General features: G+C 37.7%; 24 protein-coding genes and 1 tRNA gene. 14 read left to right on the forward strand and 11 right to left on the reverse strand.

Going from position 1 to position 18,102, the window contains the following annotated elements:
• Positions 1 to 34: 34 nt before the first annotated feature.
• Positions 35 to 904 carry an IS3 family transposase gene (locus J690_RS24855; protein ID WP_106405999.1) on the reverse strand — a complete coding sequence of 290 codons (870 nt, stop codon included), beginning with the start codon at positions 902 to 904 and terminating at the stop codon, positions 35 to 37.
• A 5-nt stretch (positions 905 to 909) separates the two neighbouring features.
• The gene (locus tag J690_RS24860) at positions 910 to 1,419 is read right to left on the reverse strand and encodes a helix-turn-helix domain-containing protein (RefSeq protein ID WP_002120495.1); all 510 of its coding nucleotides are present in this window, start codon (positions 1,417 to 1,419) and stop codon (positions 910 to 912) included.
• Between the two features lie 439 nt (positions 1,420 to 1,858).
• Here J690_RS24860 and J690_RS22875 point away from each other — a divergent pair, with 439 nt between their 5' ends.
• Positions 1,859 to 2,410: a TetR/AcrR family transcriptional regulator gene (locus J690_RS22875; RefSeq protein WP_032038655.1), complete on the forward strand. Its 552-nt coding sequence runs from the start codon at positions 1,859 to 1,861 to the stop codon at positions 2,408 to 2,410.
• A 34-nt stretch (positions 2,411 to 2,444) separates the two neighbouring features.
• Here the strand turns inward: J690_RS22875 and J690_RS22880 are convergent, their stop codons facing one another.
• The gene (locus tag J690_RS22880) at positions 2,445 to 3,119 is read right to left on the reverse strand and encodes an Ntn hydrolase family protein (RefSeq protein WP_032038657.1); all 675 of its coding nucleotides are present in this window, start codon (positions 3,117 to 3,119) and stop codon (positions 2,445 to 2,447) included.
• Between the two features lie 80 nt (positions 3,120 to 3,199).
• On the opposite strand from J690_RS22880, the gene J690_RS22885 reads away from it, so the two are divergent.
• From J690_RS22885 to J690_RS22895, 3 genes are read left to right on the forward strand one after another with little or no spacing between them, the layout of a single operon-like run.
• The gene (locus J690_RS22885) at positions 3,200 to 3,562 is read left to right on the forward strand and encodes a hypothetical protein (protein WP_032038659.1); all 363 of its coding nucleotides are present in this window, start codon (positions 3,200 to 3,202) and stop codon (positions 3,560 to 3,562) included.
• Positions 3,559 to 4,710 (forward strand): DUF2515 family protein, encoded by a 1,152-nt coding sequence (locus J690_RS22890; protein ID WP_032038661.1) that lies wholly within the window; start codon positions 3,559 to 3,561, stop codon positions 4,708 to 4,710. The genes J690_RS22885 and J690_RS22890 overlap by 4 nt, the downstream gene beginning before the upstream one ends.
• Positions 4,694 to 5,575 carry a hypothetical protein gene (locus tag J690_RS22895; protein WP_032038663.1) on the forward strand — a complete coding sequence of 294 codons (882 nt, stop codon included), beginning with the start codon at positions 4,694 to 4,696 and terminating at the stop codon, positions 5,573 to 5,575. Before J690_RS22890 ends, J690_RS22895 begins: the two co-directional genes overlap by 17 nt.
• Positions 5,576 to 5,639: 64 nt before the next feature.
• Here the strand turns inward: J690_RS22895 and J690_RS22900 are convergent, their stop codons facing one another.
• Together J690_RS22900 and J690_RS22905 are read right to left on the reverse strand one after the other, a co-directional pair.
• On the reverse strand, positions 5,640 to 5,858 hold the full coding sequence (locus J690_RS22900) for a DUF6500 family protein (protein WP_032038664.1): 219 nt from the start codon (positions 5,856 to 5,858) through the stop codon (positions 5,640 to 5,642).
• A 27-nt stretch (positions 5,859 to 5,885) separates the two neighbouring features.
• Positions 5,886 to 6,221 (reverse strand): winged helix-turn-helix transcriptional regulator, encoded by a 336-nt coding sequence (locus tag J690_RS22905; RefSeq protein WP_032038666.1) that lies wholly within the window; start codon positions 6,219 to 6,221, stop codon positions 5,886 to 5,888.
• A 116-nt stretch (positions 6,222 to 6,337) separates the two neighbouring features.
• Here J690_RS22905 and J690_RS22910 point away from each other — a divergent pair, with 116 nt between their 5' ends.
• The 5 genes from J690_RS22910 to J690_RS22930 all read left to right on the forward strand — a co-directional run bounded on the left by J690_RS22910 (position 6,338) and on the right by J690_RS22930 (position 9,446).
• A complete protein-coding gene (locus tag J690_RS22910) occupies positions 6,338 to 6,895 on the forward strand; it encodes an NAD(P)H-dependent oxidoreductase (RefSeq protein ID WP_032038667.1) in 558 nt (185 codons plus the stop codon).
• A gap of 147 nt (positions 6,896 to 7,042) precedes the next feature.
• The gene (locus tag J690_RS22915; protein WP_032038669.1) at positions 7,043 to 7,822 is read left to right on the forward strand and encodes a hypothetical protein; all 780 of its coding nucleotides are present in this window, start codon (positions 7,043 to 7,045) and stop codon (positions 7,820 to 7,822) included.
• Between the two features lie 51 nt (positions 7,823 to 7,873).
• Positions 7,874 to 8,446: a hypothetical protein gene (locus tag J690_RS22920; protein ID WP_032038672.1), complete on the forward strand. Its 573-nt coding sequence runs from the start codon at positions 7,874 to 7,876 to the stop codon at positions 8,444 to 8,446.
• A 120-nt stretch (positions 8,447 to 8,566) separates the two neighbouring features.
• Positions 8,567 to 9,025: a hypothetical protein gene (locus J690_RS22925; protein ID WP_032038675.1), complete on the forward strand. Its 459-nt coding sequence runs from the start codon at positions 8,567 to 8,569 to the stop codon at positions 9,023 to 9,025.
• 79 nt (positions 9,026 to 9,104) lie between these two features.
• Positions 9,105 to 9,446: a DHCW motif cupin fold protein gene (locus tag J690_RS22930; RefSeq protein WP_001017481.1), complete on the forward strand. Its 342-nt coding sequence runs from the start codon at positions 9,105 to 9,107 to the stop codon at positions 9,444 to 9,446.
• Positions 9,447 to 9,511: 65 nt separating this feature from the next.
• On the opposite strand, the gene J690_RS22935 is transcribed toward J690_RS22930, so the two are convergent.
• A tRNA-Ser gene (locus tag J690_RS22935) sits at positions 9,512 to 9,601 on the reverse strand.
• 118 nt (positions 9,602 to 9,719) lie between these two features.
• On the opposite strand from J690_RS22935, the gene J690_RS22940 reads away from it, so the two are divergent.
• Positions 9,720 to 11,597, forward strand: a complete 1,878-nt coding sequence (locus J690_RS22940) for a potassium transporter Kup (protein WP_032038678.1) — start codon at positions 9,720 to 9,722, stop codon at positions 11,595 to 11,597.
• A 55-nt stretch (positions 11,598 to 11,652) separates the two neighbouring features.
• Here J690_RS22940 and J690_RS22945 read toward each other — a convergent pair whose 3' ends face one another.
• On the reverse strand, positions 11,653 to 12,096 hold the full coding sequence (locus J690_RS22945; protein WP_005066985.1) for a hypothetical protein: 444 nt from the start codon (positions 12,094 to 12,096) through the stop codon (positions 11,653 to 11,655).
• Between the two features lie 255 nt (positions 12,097 to 12,351).
• Here J690_RS22945 and J690_RS22950 point away from each other — a divergent pair, with 255 nt between their 5' ends.
• From J690_RS22950 to J690_RS22960, 3 genes are all read left to right on the forward strand, one after another.
• Positions 12,352 to 13,431 (forward strand): DNA/RNA non-specific endonuclease, encoded by a 1,080-nt coding sequence (locus tag J690_RS22950; protein ID WP_032038680.1) that lies wholly within the window; start codon positions 12,352 to 12,354, stop codon positions 13,429 to 13,431.
• 98 nt (positions 13,432 to 13,529) lie between these two features.
• Positions 13,530 to 14,129, forward strand: a complete 600-nt coding sequence (locus tag J690_RS22955) for a LysE family translocator (RefSeq protein WP_002116994.1) — start codon at positions 13,530 to 13,532, stop codon at positions 14,127 to 14,129.
• 45 nt (positions 14,130 to 14,174) lie between these two features.
• Positions 14,175 to 14,417, forward strand: a complete 243-nt coding sequence (locus J690_RS22960; protein WP_000476055.1) for a hypothetical protein — start codon at positions 14,175 to 14,177, stop codon at positions 14,415 to 14,417.
• A 52-nt stretch (positions 14,418 to 14,469) separates the two neighbouring features.
• Here J690_RS22960 and J690_RS24350 read toward each other — a convergent pair whose 3' ends face one another.
• The 3 genes from J690_RS24350 to J690_RS22970 form a co-directional block, all read right to left on the reverse strand.
• Positions 14,470 to 14,568, reverse strand: a complete 99-nt coding sequence (locus tag J690_RS24350) for a hypothetical protein (protein WP_228133008.1) — start codon at positions 14,566 to 14,568, stop codon at positions 14,470 to 14,472.
• 65 nt (positions 14,569 to 14,633) lie between these two features.
• A complete protein-coding gene (gene aqpZ / locus J690_RS22965) occupies positions 14,634 to 15,323 on the reverse strand; it encodes an aquaporin Z (RefSeq protein ID WP_001045987.1) in 690 nt (229 codons plus the stop codon).
• A 132-nt stretch (positions 15,324 to 15,455) separates the two neighbouring features.
• Positions 15,456 to 16,460: an AraC family transcriptional regulator gene (locus J690_RS22970; RefSeq protein WP_032038683.1), complete on the reverse strand. Its 1,005-nt coding sequence runs from the start codon at positions 16,458 to 16,460 to the stop codon at positions 15,456 to 15,458.
• A gap of 108 nt (positions 16,461 to 16,568) precedes the next feature.
• Between J690_RS22970 and J690_RS22975 the strand changes: the two genes are divergently transcribed.
• Positions 16,569 to 17,207 carry a hypothetical protein gene (locus J690_RS22975; protein ID WP_032038684.1) on the forward strand — a complete coding sequence of 213 codons (639 nt, stop codon included), beginning with the start codon at positions 16,569 to 16,571 and terminating at the stop codon, positions 17,205 to 17,207.
• 40 nt (positions 17,208 to 17,247) lie between these two features.
• Here J690_RS22975 and hisF read toward each other — a convergent pair whose 3' ends face one another.
• Positions 17,248 to 18,006: an imidazole glycerol phosphate synthase subunit HisF gene (hisF, locus tag J690_RS22980; protein WP_017386435.1), complete on the reverse strand. Its 759-nt coding sequence runs from the start codon at positions 18,004 to 18,006 to the stop codon at positions 17,248 to 17,250.
• Positions 18,007 to 18,102: the final 96 nt, after the last annotated feature.

Consider the following 18,102-nt stretch of genomic DNA (forward strand, 5'->3'; position numbering starts at 1 on the left):
GGAATGATCTGACCCCATAAAGTTGGACAGTTAGTTAAGCAGTTTTTAAAAACTGGTTTCTATATTGTACAGGGGATAAACCTTGTAGCTTCACCTTGATTCTCTCATGATTATAATAATGAATGTACTCTCGTATAGTTTTCTCTAACTCATCAGTTGATTGAAATTTTTCACCATGAAAGCACTCCGATTTTAATATTCCAAAGAAGCTTTCTATTACAGCATTATCTAAGCAATTTCCTTTACGAGACATACTTTGAATTAAACCATGTTGCTTTAATTGCTGTTGATAATGAGCCATTTGATATTGCCATCCTTGATCTGAATGGAGAATTGGTTTCTCATGTCGCTTAAGTTTAGCTAAAGCATGAATGAGCATATCTTTCACTAACTCATAATTGAGTTTACGTTGGATCCGGAAGGTAATAATTTCCCCATTAAATAAATCTATAATTGGTGATAGATAAAGTTTTTCACCGTTAACATTAAATTCCGTCACATCAGTTGCCCATTTCTGGTTGGGACGGTTCGCTTTAAATTGCCGTTGCATAATGTTATCGGCCACCATCCCGACACAACCACTTTTATATGAGCGATATTTTAGTGCTCTGATACGTGATTTAAGTCCCATAGTTTTCATAAGACGATATACACATTTATGGTTGATTATTATTCCTGTACTTTTCAGAGCAAGAGTAATTCTACGATAGCCATAGCATCCCTTATGCTTGTGATATATGGACTTGATCTGCTGTTTTAACTCAGTATATTTATCCTTAGAGCGTACAGCTTTCATGTGATAGAAATAAGTACTACGAGCGATCTTGGCAATACTGAGTAAGAGCTTTAATGGATAAATTTGCCTTAATTCTGAAATAACTTGAACACTGTCTGCAGTAGAAATTGAATTTAGGTACGTTGCTTCAGTTTTAAGGCTTTTAGCTTTTTTAAAAAGGCAACCTCTGCTCGTAAAGCGGTCACTTCATCAATGAGCTCCTGCTGAGATTTATCTTTGTCATCTTTTACAGACTTGGTTATTTTAGTTTTATCTTGTTTAAGCATATTGGTATAAATCCTCGTGGTATTAAACCCAGCAATCCCTTCTTTATGATACTGAGCTAGCCACCTTCTTAAAATTGACGTCCCGCTCAGATTTAACCGTCTTCTAACTTCTCTTACCGGTATCTTATCAAGAAGCATTTGTACAGCCTTGATTTTAAATTCGGAAGAGTAGTAGGTTTTTTTAGTTTTAACATTCAGGCCATCTTCACCTTGTGCCTTATAGTTTTCAATCCATAAGCGGATGGTTTGGAGATCTACATTAAATTCTTGTGAAAGGATTTTATATCCTTTACTTCCCTCTAAATAAGCTTGAATGACTTTTAATTTTAACTCTTTTGAATGCTTCGGAATTGGCATAGAGCACACCTCATAAGTTTTAAAAGTCTAACTTATGGGGTGCAGTTCAGGGCGAGGGAGGGACGCCTTGTGCGTGCTGATTCTTGTGTGTCAGTCTGTCAACCTTCTCTCGTTCTACCACCATCATTTGACAGTGATCGGGTAGAACTCCTTTACACACAAGGAGTCCGCACATGCGCACTATTTCATCTCTCTCATTGGCAACCATTGCCAAAATCTTTGTCTCTATACCCAACTGGTCTTTAAAACGGTTTAACCGACTCTAGGTTTTAAGCCATAGGTCATTACGACTAAAAAATCATAGCAACAATAAAACCCGAGATAGGCGAGCACACCATTTTTGTGCGGCTTTTGCATGCCTGTATTTAGCGCTCAATTTAAGAGTGATGGCATTTCTATCTCTTTTATTTACAACAAAAAATTATTTTAAGCGGTATACATGAAAAATTTAGAGGCTTCCTTTCGAGCAACGCGAGCGCTATACACAGCAGCAGAGTTATTTAAACAACATGGCTTTAACAAGGTCGGGGTGGACCGAATTGTTAGTGAGGCCAAAATTACCAAAGCCACCTTTTACAACTACTTTCACTCCAAAGAAAGACTGATTGAAATGTGTTTGTTGGTTCAAAAGGAACAGTTAAAAGAAAAAGTGAGAGCAGTAAGCGAAGCTCGTCAATATCCAGATTTGGTTCATCAGCTCAGGCAAATTTACCTTTTACATGCCGACTTAAAAGGTGCGTACTACCTTTTGTTTAAAGCGATTTTTGAAATTAAAAAGCTTTATCCAAATGCCTATCAAACTGCACTCAGATATAGGCGATGGCTTAAAAATGAAATTTTCTGGGTACTGAGGGAATCTAAAAAAAGAGCCACCTATGAAGAGTCTGATATTTTTGTATTTATGATTGATGGGGCGATTTTTGGACTTTTAGGTTCAGATCAGGCAAAGGACAGAGATACATTGCTTGAGTATTTTTTAAAGCGTGTTTGATGGGGGGAAGGCCCGACGGGAGTTGGGTCAACTTTTAAAGATTACTTATTTTATTATTCAGTGTATTAGAGTCATTATTTAAATATTCACCAAAAAAATATTCATCTTTGGTTTGAAAAAAGAAGTTAAATTCTTTGCTCATCATAGAATCATGTTGAGCTTGTTTATGAAAGATAGGAGATATTTGGTTTAAATAGTAATAAATACAGTCAGCCGTATTATTAAATACACTTAATGATTTTAAGCTGGAATATAATTCTGTAAGTGCATTAATGATAGGTCGAATATCAGGGTTAAATGTCCATAGCAAAATTTCATTTTCCTCACATCTAATTACTTCATATTCTTCTAGTTTATTAGGTTGAATTGAGTAAAGTTGTGCTCCATTTTCACTATAAGTTGAATATAATAATTTTGTGATTTCTAATTGTGAATGTGTGATTTCTTGTTCACGCATTAATTTAGATGTCTTCAATAAATTTGGTAGCTCATGAATGTTCTGTTTCGTAAACTTATCGAAAGAATGCATAACATTTTGGATAAGGTTTAATTCACCAGTTCCTGTAATAATACCATTTTCCCATGGAAAGAGCTTTTGAATACCATCTTGATATAAATATGAACCATTATCCTGATACGGTATAGTACTGCGAGTATCTGCCGCAATCACAATACTATCCTCAAGTTGAATAGCAAGAATAAAGGTCATAACATTAAGAGTGTTAAGTTAATTTTCATGGAATCTATTTTAGGAAGACAAATAAAATTTTACTAGATAAGGTTTTGTATATGGCTGGTGGTTCTCAGATCATTATTAATAAAAACGGTATTACATTAATTACTCCCGCAAAATTTGAGGTCAAAGCTGGACAACACCTATTTAAAGGTGGAGCTGAAGTCGGGGTAAATATTCAAGGATTACCCGCTTATGAGGCATATAACGAGAAGTTCCAAATGTTATTACCTTCGGGTGAACCCATGAAAAAAGTAGATTATAAAATTTCTACCGATGGAAATGAGTACATCTCTCAAGCAGATGACAAGGGTAGATCTAAACGTATTCATTCTTCTAAGGAAGAAAATTTAAAGTTAGATTTAAATTGGATAAGTTTCGAGGCTGATTCTGCTGACAATGATGGTGATGCTAAATGAGTGGAAGTCTTGATTGGGATAGTAATACCAATACTACGGAAAATAGCTGTAAAACCGTTCAATGTGATTGCTTAACTTTCTGGGAAATTTATCAGCAAGAGGCCATAAAAAGAGTTTCTAACCTTAAAAGTGCAAATCATTACAAACTTGAACCTGGATATGAGGCTAGAGCAAGGCGTATTGCTTCTGTCTATGCCAGAATTTATTTAGAACAAGAAATTTCAGGAACGAAATTATTTAGAGGTCGTTACTATTGGATGGGGCTTGGGGCATTTGCCTCTAAAACCGTAGCTGCTATTTTTAAACATGGATTAACTGCATGGGGATATAAGTGGGCACCTGTGATTTCTGGTGCCGTAGGCGGTGTTTTAACAGCCCCTGTAATTAATTCTATGATTCGAGACCCAGTACATTCTTTTGCTAAGGGCAATTTATGGTTATTTATGGATATTGCACCATGGCATTATGCATGGAGTGCTTCTTCAGCCTCCTTTAAAAGTTGTATGAAAGCCCGAAAAGTATCAGGTTTTAAACATATTAAAAAAGAAGTTGAGAATTTGCCTTGGTCTAACTCCTTATCAGTTATTAAACAATTAGGATGGACTGACCAGATAGAAGAGGGTTTTGGGTATTTACCTGATATTGAAAGTACTTTTAAGCGAACAGGGAAAACTCGAAACGATAATTTTAAAACGGCCGCTAAAAACCTTTTTGACCACCTAATGGCGATAGCAGTTCAAGAACAATATAATATTTTACAAGAACTTGTGTGGAAGGAATGGAAAGTACAGAAACAGGCTTCTTTACAACGATTTACTGGTTTACCAGATAGTACTCTTGTTTTGACTAGCGATTATGGGGCCGATGCAGTTAAACCTAATAAACAAGGACAGTATAAAGGGCGTCATGCAGGGGTTCTATCCCAATTACCTGAAACGGTTTATAGCGAACCATTAGAGGGTACACAAGTTGAAATTTATGATAGTCGTATGAAATGGATTAAAGTTGCAGCAGCTAAGTATCATCGATTAATGCAAAGCGATAAAGGAAGAGACTTTTTAGAAAAAGAATTAGAAACTATTGCAGGATGGGGAAATAGCAAAGCAGAGTTTAAAGTAGGGAAAGATAGTAATGATGGCAAAATTTAAACAATATTTCCTAATCTTTATTTTTGGATTATTACTTTCCGCTTGTCAGCCAACATCAGAACATAATGAGAATTTGACTATGAATCAGCAAGCCTACACTTTGCATATGGGTAAACAAGGTATTCAAGATTTTTCAAAATATAGTGATGGCAATGTCGATAATCATCCAGCTGGCGTTAGCTTTAGAGAACTTCAATTTTCTCCTCCTAACTTAGGAAAATTAACTATAGAGAATGGTTCTAACACTTTATCGATTGAGCATGTTTTCTCTGTATTAGGAACTCAATATGATAAAAATGAAGGGATCCAAGTTTTAGATATTGATGCTGGCCTCACAAAAGAAGAATTTGCTACCCCAGAGCAGGTTTATCAAAGCTATGTAGCTTTAATGAAACGTATTAATCAGGCTGGTTGGAAAAACTATTTCTTCACAGATGCTCCGCGTATCGCTAAAGAAGATAATATTAAACATCTATCGAAAAGTCGTGATGTCATTGACCCGAGTTATATTTTTAGCTTTGAGGAGTGGAAAAATATAATAAACAACAGCCCGACAAAATCATTGGGTTATAGGTTGTATGCTAATGGGGTTATTTTAGATATCAGTTTAAAAAGAACAGCTAAGAATGAGCGTAATGAACAGCAATATATGCTTAGATTTAGCTTTCAAAGTGTTCGATACAATGAAAGAGACTCAATTCCTGACTCTGATAAAATGACGCCTAGTGAGTTTGAGCAAGCGTTTAAAAAGAGATTAATTGAAAATAAAAAATATCGGGAAAAGGAAGAGAGAAAAGCTAAGGCTGAGGGTTATCATATCGATGAAGAATATACAGATCCTGATGTTTGGCCATATGTTAAGTAAATCTTTTTAAAATAATAAAAAGGCTTAAATTACTTAAATTTAAGCCTTTTAAGTAATTCTATTTTTAGCTTTCACTCAAAACCAATTCTTTAATCTTAACCGCCTTCTCGAAGTGATCTAACTTATGCTCCATAATCCACCAATGCGCCGCTTCCATTAGTAACTCAGGGTTATCATTCTTATTTTTAAAAAAAGCATAAAAAGACAGACCAACATTGTCTCCTTTCTTTTCAATTTTTTCGTCGCATCCCTTAATAAAAATTTCTCTTAATTCATTTCTCATATTTAGTATCACTTTAAGTTTATAAAACTAAGAATTCATATTCCGCTCGCCCCATTGGCACATCATATCTAACAAAGGAATTAAAGACTGTCCTCTTTCTGAAAGACGGTACTCAACCTTAGGCGGAATTTGAGGATATTCCTTACGAATAATAAGCTGGTCTCTTTCTAACTCTTTAAGTGTATTGCTGAGCGTTCTAAAAGAAATATTGCCAATGCAGCGTTGCATCTCATTAAAACGCATGACATTTTTTTCATACAGCCAGTACATAATAATCATTTTATATTTGCCATTAATTAAAGAAAGAGTGTAGCCAAAACCTGTTTCTTCTAATGGTGTATGTGATGGAACGCATTCAGTCATTTTTAAAATCTACACTGTCTTTTGGTATAGTATATAACACAAATTACCGTACTTATATTTAGGAAAGCATACTTCTATAATCGATTTATCTACTTTTCGATAAGAGTGTTTTCATAATGAAAAAGACATTAGTCATCGTTACCCATCCTCACATAGACCAGTCTGTTGTAAATAAAAGATGGGTAGAGGAACTAGAAAAACACCCAGACCAATTTACGGTTCACCAAATTTATCAGGCCTACCCAGATGGGGTAATTGATGTTGCCAAAGAACAAGCACTAGTCGAGGAGCACGAAAATTTAGTATTTCAATTTCCAGTGTATTGGTTTAACTGTCCACCGCTTTTGAAACAATGGATTGATGAAGTTGTGACTTATGGTTGGGCTTACGGCTCAACAGGTGACAAACTTAAAAATAAAAAGTTTATGTTGGCTGTATCTGCTGGTGTGAAAGAAAAAGTTTATTCAGAGTCTGGTGAATACAAGCTTTCTTTAGAGCAGATTTTGACTCCATTTAAGCTAACGGCTTTATATGTTGGCGCGGATTATCAACCGCTTCATGCATTTTATGGTTTAGACACAAATCCTTCTGAAGATGATGATGTTCCGACTCACCAAGATATAGAAAATAATGCGGTTCAGTATGTTCAGAAGTTATTAGCGTTGTCTGAGTAGGTTTTAAGGTAGGAACGGCTTAAGCGAGTGAGTTTGGGCCTTTAATATCAAATGTTTTTTAAAGATTTGTGTTAGGTTTTTTAAGTTAAATATACGATTTATTTATGATATAAATATCGGCTAAATATAGATTAAATTTAAAATCTTATGACTATTCTTCGTATTAAAGAAAAAGAAAATACCCTTATAACTGATGAAGCTCATGAATTAATATGCTACGCAACAATGAGTAAAATAAACTCATGGAAGGATATTCTTAACTGTTATTCAGAAATTAAACAAAAGAATTTACCTAAAAAAGTATTATTACTTTTAGAAGATATTGGACAATGCCAATACACTTCTATGCATACTTCAATGGGAAACGGGCTTTATTTCGATGCTTCAGAACTCATTGAAGATGACAGTGAAGTGAGTTGGGATAACACTCGACCTTTAGAACTTCAATACCACATTGAACAATTATTAAAGCGAGAAAATTATATAGACTTTAATAAGTTGCCAAAAAAACTTAATTATTGTGATGAAGATCAGTCGACTCTGCTACAGATCAATGCTGAACCTGAAAAAATTTTAGATGAAGTTATTCAAGTAAAGCTAGTAAACAGTGAAACTGAAACTCAAAAATTTGCAGCATGCCTCAATGGATACTTTACTTGTGATTTGAATCCGTTTGAATCTTTTAGCCTAATTCAGCATTTAGATCAGAACTATGACTTAGAGTATGTTGGCTTAGGTGCAAGCTTATTATATTTTATTAAAACACCAGAATTTGATGCAAATAAAACTCCTCAATTGCTTAATGAGTTAAGCAACTTTTATCAATTCAATCAAACTATACATAACCAGCTAGAACAGCATTTATCTAATCATGAATATCTTATTTTGCCTTATGTAGAGTCATTAGAAGTGTTCGATTTGGATTAAGTTAATTCGAGATAACCAATATTTATTTTTTAAATTTGATGAGATTAAAGTATGAAAAAACTACTCAGTTTAAGTGCATTAGTATTAGTAACTACATTAACAGGGTGCGCAGTTAATTTACCTTATAACAATCGTCTAAACTACACGTCTATTTCAGAACTATCTGCTCTTCCGAAAGTGCAAGATACTGTGTATATCAAATGGAATCCTGATACTTTCCCTCAACGTATTGATATTCAAGGTTCGGATGGTTTTGTAGGAGGCGGTACTAGAACACGTATTCCTACTGGTGTAGCTCTATCGAGTCGTATAGAAGAAGCGATTGCTCAAATAGCAAAACTATCATCAAATGGAAGTCCATTAACGATTACGGTCGAAAAAGCCAGATCTGGCTTTGAATACACTGCTGGTATTTTAAATAGGGCACCAGCCATAGACCTAGCGGATGTAACTTTAGTTGCTACCTTTGAATATAAGGGGCAGAAATGGACAAATACATTTAACTCTAAGCTAAAAGATCCAAAAATGGGCGGCTCATCTCAAACAGGTTTGTTAGATAAAGCATGGGATGATATTGCTGTACAAGTCACTAAGGATGTTTCAAAACATCTAGGTAATAACTAACGTTTTAATTTTTATTTAAAATAAAAAAGCCTAAATCAAAATGATTTAGGCCTTTCTGTAAATTAATTTTGATCAGACTATTTCTTAACACGGCATTTTAAAAATTATAAAAGGGGCCAAATGCTCAAGTCTAGAATCTTTATAACTATCGGACTACTTATTGTTGGACTATGTGTATTTGTAGCCTTTAGATCATACGAGAAAAAGGCTAACGCTGAAAAAGAACAAGCGAGTCGAGTTGCTATTTCCTTTTTAAATTCACTTTCTAGTGGAGATTTAGCCACAGCATATAAATATGTTTGGTCAGGTGAGGAATTAAACATTCGAAGTGTCGAAACAGCTAAGGTCTATAAAGACTCAAAAGTTCTAAAAGTCTTAAAAATTAGTTACGACTCACCAAAAAATAGACCTGATTACTACCAACAATTTTATAAAATGATTTCACTCGCCATAAAGATAAAAACAGTACATGCGGAAGTTGCTGGTGATCCTGCTGGAAACTATATTTTGTTTGTAACTGTTGTAAAAAAGGATCCAAAATCTAATTGGCTCGTTACTGAGTTAGGCAGCGGGCCTTAAGAAATAAATTTTTAAATCGTTTGCAAAAACTAAATTTGTCTATAAGTTGAAAATACAATAATACGTCGTTGGAAAAATTATGAATATCGCGCCTTTTCCATTTCAAATTACAAACTGGGAAGAAATTGAAGTCACTGAATATAGCGGTGAAACTGGAAAAGCTTATTGGAAAACTCAATTTTTTGGTGAAGAAACAAATAAAATTAGAGTAAGGCTTGTCGAGTACTCTGCAAACTACTTGGCTGATCATTGGTGCGAGAAAGGGCACATATTATTTTGCCTAGAAGGTGAGTTAGAAAGCAGGTTGAAAGACGGGCGAACATTTACTTTAACTTCGGGAATGAGTTATCAAGTCGGAGACAATTCAGAGCCACACCAGTCTTTTAGCCTGAATGGTGCGAAGTTACTTATAGTTGATTAGATTGATTTTTTTAAGCTAAATAAAAAAGACCTAAATCAAAATGACTTAGGTCTTTTTTTCAATTCTGGCGGTGAGAGAGGGATTCGAACCCTCGATACGCGCAAACGTATACACACTTTCCAGGCGTGCTCCTTAAGCCACTCGGACACCTCACCAAGGCGTGCGATAGTAACTAAAAAAACGAGTCCTGCCAAGATTTAAGACGAGCATTACAGAAAAAAAATAATAGAGGTGATAAGATTGCGCTAAAAATCATATTGGTTTAATTACACAATGCAAAATACGGCCAAAAAAGCGACCTTGCCTGCCACGGCTTTGGCAGCTCTTGGAGTGGTCTTTGGAGACATCGGAACAAGTCCGCTCTATGCCTTGAAAGAGTCCTTCCATGCAGCGCATGGGTTGGGAATTCAGCCTGAAAACGTATTAGGAATTTTATCTATTATTTTTTGGTGCTTAATGCTGATCATCAGCATCAAGTATGTCGCGATTGTCATGCGTGCAGACAACAACGGCGAAGGCGGGATCATGGCCTTACTCGCATTGAACTTACGTAAAGCCAAAATTGCCGACAACAAAAAAATCTACATGATTGCCATTGGTTTCATTGGTGCATCGCTATTTTTTGGTGATGGTATTATTACCCCAGCCATTTCGGTATTGTCAGCCGTCGAAGGCTTGTCTATTGCCACCGATGTGTTTGACCCATTCATCATGCCAATTGCAATTACCATTATCATCTCTTTGTTTTTAGTACAAAAACACGGTACGGCCTTTGTCGGTAAGTTTTTTGGCCCAATCACGATGGTATGGTTCTTATCTTTAGGATTATTAGGTCTTCACAGCGTCATTCAGACGCCTATTGTGTTAGGCATGTTTAGTCCACATTGGGCCATTCAGTTTATCTATCACCATCCAATCATGACATTCTTTGTGATGGGTGCTGTAGTGTTAACAGTAACAGGTGGTGAAGCACTTTATGCCGATATGGGACATTTCGGACCAGTGCCGATTCGTTTAGCTTGGTTCTTTGTGGTGTTGCCATGCTTGGTTTTAAACTACGCAGGACAGGGCGCATTATTGCTCAGAGATCCAGCGGCAATCGAAAACCCGTTCTATTTATTGGTTCCGCAATGGGCACTTTACCCAATGATTATTATGGCAACCATGGCAACGGTAATTGCCTCTCAAGCTGTAATTTCTGGGGTGTTTTCTCTTGCACGCCAAGCGATTCAATTGGGTTATTTACCACGTTTAAGTATTAAACATACGTCTGAGTCTGAAGAAGGCCAGATTTATATTCCTTTCTTAAACTGGTTACTTTTAATCGCAATTATTATCCTAATCTTGATCTTCAAAAGCAGTTCGAACCTTGCAAGTGCATATGGCTTAGCTGTGACTTTAACGATGCTCTGTGACACGATTTTGGTTGCGGTGTTTATCTACTCGGCCTGGAAGTGGAGCTTGCCAAAAGTGCTGCTCCTGATTATTCCGTTCTTTGTTTTAGAGTCGGTATTGGTCGGTGCCACTTCACTTAAAATCTTGTCTGGCGGTTGGGTGCCATTACTCATTGGTGCGATTGCCGTGACCATTTTAATGACATGGAAACGTGGTCGTGAGCTTACATTTGCTAAGCTTGAACATGACACTTTGGCTTTAGATTTGTTTGTGAAAAGTATTGGTAATAGCGTGCACTGGGTGCCGGGTGATGCAGTCTTTATGACAGGTACACCGAACGTTGTGCCACATGCCATGCTGCATAACATCAAGCACAACAAGGTACTGCATCAGCGTAATATCTTGGTCACTGTAGTGATTGAAGATGTACCATTCGTTGCGCCAGAAGAGCGTATTACGACAGAAACTTTAGCTGAACATTTCTTCCGTATTAAAATCTTCTACGGTTTTAAAGATGAAATGAATGTACCAAAAGCATTGATGCAAGCCTATGAACAGCTTGGTCTTGAATATGACTTGATGCACATCAGCTTCTTTATTTCCCGTGATCGTATTGTTCATTCGGTGGGCGATGGTATGTCTCCATGGAGAGAAAAACTGTTTATCTCTATGCAGCGTAATACCAGTCCAGTGAGTGACTTCTACCAGATTCCAACCAACCGTGTGGTTGAGTTAGGTAGTCAAATCGAAATATAAAAATTGATGTAATAAAAAAACCAAGACATAAGTCTTGGTTTTTTTATGGCTCTGATTATTGAGCTTGTTGCATAGGTGCATCTGCTGGTAAAGCACCATCTTTTGCCATCGGGTCTGCCGACTGACTTGGATCTGCCGGAGGCGGTGGAGTGTTCGGATCTTGTGGCGCTGGAGGCGCTTGGTTCGGTGCAGGTGGTACTGCATCAGTTGGTGCTGCTGGTGGTGCCATTTCACCGCCTGCTGGAGGCGCTGGTGGAACGTCCGCAGGAATAGGAGCACCTGTAGGCGCTGCATTTGTTGGTGCAGCAGAAACTTGCTGTACTTGTCCGCTATTGACTAAATCGCTAATAGAGCCTGGTTGGCCATTTACGGTTGTGGTTACTTTTACTTTAGACAAACTTTCTAAAGTATCTCCTGGCTGGACTGCTGGCTCAGCCAAAGCGGCCATACTACATAATCCCGTGATTACGCCAATACCAATAATCTTTGAATGGATCATTAAGTGGACTCCGATTATATTTTTATCCAAATTTGTGGAGCTAACCATGTCATAAGCAATCAGTGTTTTTCAACGAAAGATACGCAATTGGCGCAATTCAATAGCCAAAGGCTCTCATAATTCCAACAGATTGTTACGTAATGGGTAATGGAGTTACAAAAAAGATGACCATGTTTTAACCATTTGAAAGATAAGAGATATACTTAAAAAAGCAGGATTGTTAAGCTGCGTGTGGACAGTGGTATTGATAGAAACATGGCAAGTAAAAAACGTAGTAAAGGTACAAACTCATTCTCTATAAGTCAGCATTTTGGCAAGATTATTCTTGCTTGTATTGCTGCGGGAAGTTTTGCGATTGCTTTTGGCAGTGAAAAGATTTCGCAGTGGTTTTCACCTTTAACGACTAACTCGACTTGTCTTAATCAGTTCTATCGAGAAGTTCCACCTGCTTTAAATAAAGACAGTCTAAAAAAAGACAGTTATCCGCTGTGCTTTAATGGCTTTAACGTTTTGTATTCAGGTATTTCTAAAACGCCATTATGGTCGGCAGAGCATTTAAATGCAGAACGTTTAAGTGTAAAAATTAAGCGTGAGGATAACTTCCATGAAGAAACCCGTGTTGATCAGAAACATCGGGCACTGTTAAGTGACTATCGCGGTTCAGGTTATGACCGTGGGCATATGGCGCCAAATGGTGATATGCCAAATAAAGAATCCCAATCTGATAGTTTCTCGCTCAGCAACATGGTGCCTCAAGCCCCTAAAAATAACCAAGAAGTATGGCGTAAGCTCGAAGAAGCGACCCGTGCTATTGCCACTAAACAAAAACAAGATGTTTATGTAGTGACAGGTCCTGTTTTTGAAGGCAAACGTCTTAAGACGATTGGGCAGGGTGTCATTGTTCCTACCGCAGTTTATAAAGCGGTGTATATGCCAAAAACTGGCGCGATCGGTGCTTATTACGCACCTAACAATAATTCTCTACAAGTAAAGGTTGTGAGTGTTTGCTACCTTGAGGAGCGCTTAGGCGTTAACCTGTTCCCGCAGTTAACCGAGCAACAAAAGCGTAATGTCTATCGTCTACCTTTAACAACGAGCCAAGTTAAGCCAAATCAAAAGCTAGACTATTTACACTGGGATGGTGAAAGTCAGTGTGAGCAAGACTTAAACGCTGACCAAATTCAAGCGCTACAAGACCAATTCAAAAAGCAAAAAGCTGGTTCTTCGGAGCCAATGGAAGCAAAAGTTCCAACAATTGATGAAGAAACGAGAAAGGCGATTGTGAAACAACTGGTAGAAGCCTTAGTGAACTATTTCTTGCAAATAATGAAATAAGCAGTTTTTTTTGATTGTTATTGCAACACTGTAATTGATTAAAATAGAATCCATAGACAGATCTGTCTATGGGTCTTATTTTAACAAGGACAATAACAATGTTTGCCTCGATGTTTCTTTTTTCATTTGCAATGTCTATTACCCCAGGGCCAGTAAATACTGTCATTTTATCGACCAGTTTAAATCACGGTTTAAAAAGATCGCTTCCCTATATTTCAGGTGCCACAATTGGTTTTACCTTACTTTTAATTTTTATGGCATTTGGTCTTCAGAGTTTATTAACTCAGTTTCCTGTTGTATTAAAGATTCTTGCAGTTTGTGGAACGCTATTTGTTTGTTATATCGGGATTAAAATTATTCTTTCTGCTGCAAATATTTCTATTTCCAGTGTTCCTGTAGAGCAAATGATTATTCCCAATTTTAAAGATGGGTTCTTATTACAATGGCTGAATCCCAAAGCGTGGTTGGCTTGTGTGTCAGGCATTACCATGTTTACTAGCATTGAAAACCCGCAGTCGTTGCCGATCTTTATCGTTATTTATTTTTTCACTTGTTACGCATGTTTATTCTTTTGGGGGTTCTGTGGTGATAAATTTTCAGTGGTGCTCAATCAGGGCAACCGTTTGAAATATTTTAATATCTTGATGGGCGCTTTTTTAATTTTATCGGCTCTTTTAATTTTGATCGATTTTTTTTAAATTGATCGTATTACACTGTGAAGATATAACAACGAGATAAGACCTATGTTTAAACCATTTGAAAAGGGTACAGAGTCTTCATCAATTGAAGATTTAACATTAGAAAATGATGTCGATTGCGTCAGTATTTATGGTAACTTGCAAATTACCAAAGACAAAGTCGGGTTAGAACAGGCAAAGGCATTGCAGAGCTTTTTAAATGATGTTGTTGCGGCTTTGGAAAAAGAAGAATTGCCTGAGAAAATTGAACGTCCAGCTGAACAAGAAATTAATAATCCATTTTTATAATTTATGCATGCTATGCGTGAGATTTAGTATGGTCATACTGCCATACAGTCTTTCATACCACGTTAGACTTTATTGAATGTGTATAGACATTTTTTACTTTTGAAAGCCCAAAAGTAAACAAAAGGCTTTGTTGATCAGAGGGTACATCCATGTACCCCTACTCAACAGGTGACATCCATGTCACCTTCCGCGATAGTAGATTACATCTAGGTAAAGTTAGTCTTTATCGCCAGCAACTACCTTATAAATAATCGCCCCAATCACAGCCCCTAAAATCGGTGCCACCCAAAACAACCACAACTGACTTAATGCAGCCGTTTCAGCAAAGAATGCAACACCTGTACTACGTGCTGGGTTTACCGAAGTGTTCGTCACCGGAATACTGATTAAGTGAATGAGTGTTAAGCCCAAACCAATTGCAATAGGAGCGAAGCCAGCAGGCGCACGGCGATCAGTTGCACCTAAAATAATGATTAAGAAGAAAGCTGTAAGAACCACTTCAATAATGAAAGCAGAACCTAAGCCAAACTTGTTTGGTGATAAGTCACCAAAACCGTTGGTAGCAAAACCACCAACACCGCTAAAGCCTGCTTGGCCTTGAGCAATAATATAGAGAACAAATGCAGCAGCAGTCGCACCGACCACTTGAGCAACGATATAGGGAATTAAATCTTTAACATCGAAGCGGCCACCGACCCAAAGGCCAACACTTACCGCGGGATTAAAATGTCCACCTGAGATATGCCCTAGAGCATAAGCACCTGTGAGTACGGTTAAACCAAAGGCAAGGGCTACACCTGCAAAGCCAATACCAAGTTCAGGGAAAGCTGCGGCTAAAACTGCACTACCACAACCACCAAAGACTAGCCAAAACGTACCTAGGAATTCAGCAAAATATTTATTCATTGTGATTACTCATCTATTGATGTATTTTTTAATTAGTGTGAAATATGTCACAAAAAATTAAGCATGTGACTATATGAAATTTTTGTTTTCAGTGTTGTTTTAATCAAGAAAAGATTTGTAAGTTTTGGTTGGTTATTCTTTGTCTAAAAATTGATCCCTCCATTGCTGGGGTGTTTGATTGGTCCAATGTTTAAATGCTCTTTGAAAGGCACTTTGTTCTGAATAACAAAGTAAAAGTGCGATCTCTTGTAAGCTTAAATGCGGATCTTTTAAATACTCGGTTGCGAGCATAAATCGTACTTGCTGAACACGTTCCTGAAAGGTGGTGTTTTGTTGTTGTAAGTGTCGTTGGAGTTGTCGAACTGATAGGCCTAATTGAGCAGCAATATGTTCAATTTGATATTGATTCTTTTGTAGCCCAGTCAAAATTGAATGCTGTAAACGCTGATCAAGTTGGGTTGAATTTGGTAATTGCTCTAACAGCGCTTGTGCTTGCTGAACCAATAGTTGCTGTAACGTGTGGTCAGCGCTGCTCAGTGGCTTATTAATTTCTGTAATTGGAATGAGTAACTCTGTACGTGGCTGGCTAAAACGAACGGGACATTGAAAGTATTGTTCATAAACCCTGATATTTTTAGGGGCAGCATTTAAGAAACGTACTTCATGTAAATGCACGTCTTCATGAGACATAAAAAGACGTAAGAACTGAATCACCAACGCAATCGCGATTTCATCGGTAAGCTGGGTAGGGTGTAGCTCAGTCGCTTCCCAGCGAATAGAGCCATATCTTCCTTGTAGCTCAACCACTAATGGGCTCCCGTCATAAATCAGACGGTGAAAATCATGATAGCGAATTAAGGCTTCACCTAAGTTGTCGCAAGAGAGCGCTAGGTAAGCAATAATCCCTAAGTGTTTGGGTTGCACATATTTGGCAATTTCGAGTCCTAAACCCGGCTTTGGGTCTAGTTTATAAATCACTTCTAATAGATCACGCCAAACCACATAGTCAAAGCGTTCCAGATTTTGAATTTGTTCTAATTGTTCAGGAATAGCTAATTGATTGGCTTCACAGTAAGCCTTTAAAAGATGCCCCAGTCCTCCATACACTGAGCCTGTATAATTTTTTAATTGTGGCATCCCTAACCACCTCTTCTTGTCGTGATTTGTCAATGAAACCATAAATTCTGGTCAATACCTAGCATAACGAATTTTATATTCTGAATAAAAAGAAAAAGGAGTTAGGTGATGTTAAAAGGGTTTATTGCCGGAATTGCAGTTGCGAATGCATTTGAATGGGTAGCACACAAATATATTTTGCATGGTGTACACCGTGCTGGAAAACCACGTTATAGCCCAGTACCAAAAAGCATGGAATCTCATTGGGCACACCATCGTGAAGTCCGCAAACAACAATTTCATGATGATTGCTATGTTGAGGGCGTGGGAAACTGGCGAACTAAAAATGAGTTAATTTCACTGGCAGTCGTGGCAACCGTTTCAAGCGCAATTTTCTATCCATTTTCAAAAGGCATGGCACTCGCAGCTTGGTACAGTGCTGGAAATTATTATTATATTCATCGCCGTGCACATTTAGAGCCTGACTGGGCAAAGCGTAAAATTCCGTGGCATTACGACCACCACATGAACTCTAATCAAGACGCCAATTGGTGTGTCACGAAGCCTTGGTTTGACTATGTAATGGGAACACGTGTGGTGTCTTCGGCAGATTTAAAAGAACAAAACCCTTTGGGTATTCGGTTACCTACAGTGCTTGCTAAACCACTGTCTCAAGTTGTAGAAAAAATCTTTCCAGCAAAATGGGTCGAGAAAAAAGAAAAGCCTCAACTCGTTAGCGACGTAAATGCGGTAGATGGTGCGGCATAAAAAATAAAGGGGCATATTGCCCCTTTAAATATAAATTAGCTTACAAGCGCATTTCGATGCCTTGATCAGCCAAATATTGTTTAGCTTCTGGAATTGTATATTGGCCAAAGTGGAAAATACTTGCTGCCAATACTGCATCGGCACCACCTTGTAGAATACCGTCTGCAAGATGTTGTAAGTTGCCGACACCGCCTGAGGCAATCGTTGGAATGGTAACGCGATCATTAATGGCACGCATTAACGCAATGTCATAACCCGCTTTAGTACCGTCAGCGTCCATACTGGTAATCAGCAATTCACCTGCACCGTAGTCAGCCATTTTTACAGCCCATTCAATAGCATCAATACCCGTTGGTTTACGGCCACCGTGAGTAAAGATTTCCCATTTGTTATCGCCAGTTTTTTTGGCATCAATCGCAACCACAATACATTGCGCGCCAAAGTGCTGAGAAGCTTCTTGAACAAATTCAGGGTTAAATACAGCAGCTGAGTTAATACTCACTTTGTCTGCACCTGCATTTAATAACGCGCGAATATCTTCAACCTTACGTACACCACCACCGACAGTTAATGGCACAAATACAGTCTCGGCCATACGTTCAACAGTACGGTAAGTGGTATCGCGTCCATGATGTGTAGCGGTAATGTCTAAGAAAGTAATTTCGTCTGCACCTTGTTCGTTATAGCGACGTGCCACTTCAACAGGGTCGCCAGCATCACGAATATCGAGGAATTGAACGCCTTTAACTACGCGTCCGTTATCAACGTCTAGGCAAGGAATAATACGTTTAGCAAGCATAGCTTTTTCCAAAAATAATCGCCGTTGGTGAAAGTTCCTACACAGGCGCTACACCTTCATGGAGGGAAGAGGTATTCTATCAAACTTCACAGATGT

The organism is Acinetobacter sp. 742879 (genome assembly GCF_000588535.1).
GTDB lineage: Bacteria > Pseudomonadota > Gammaproteobacteria > Pseudomonadales > Moraxellaceae > Acinetobacter > Acinetobacter pittii.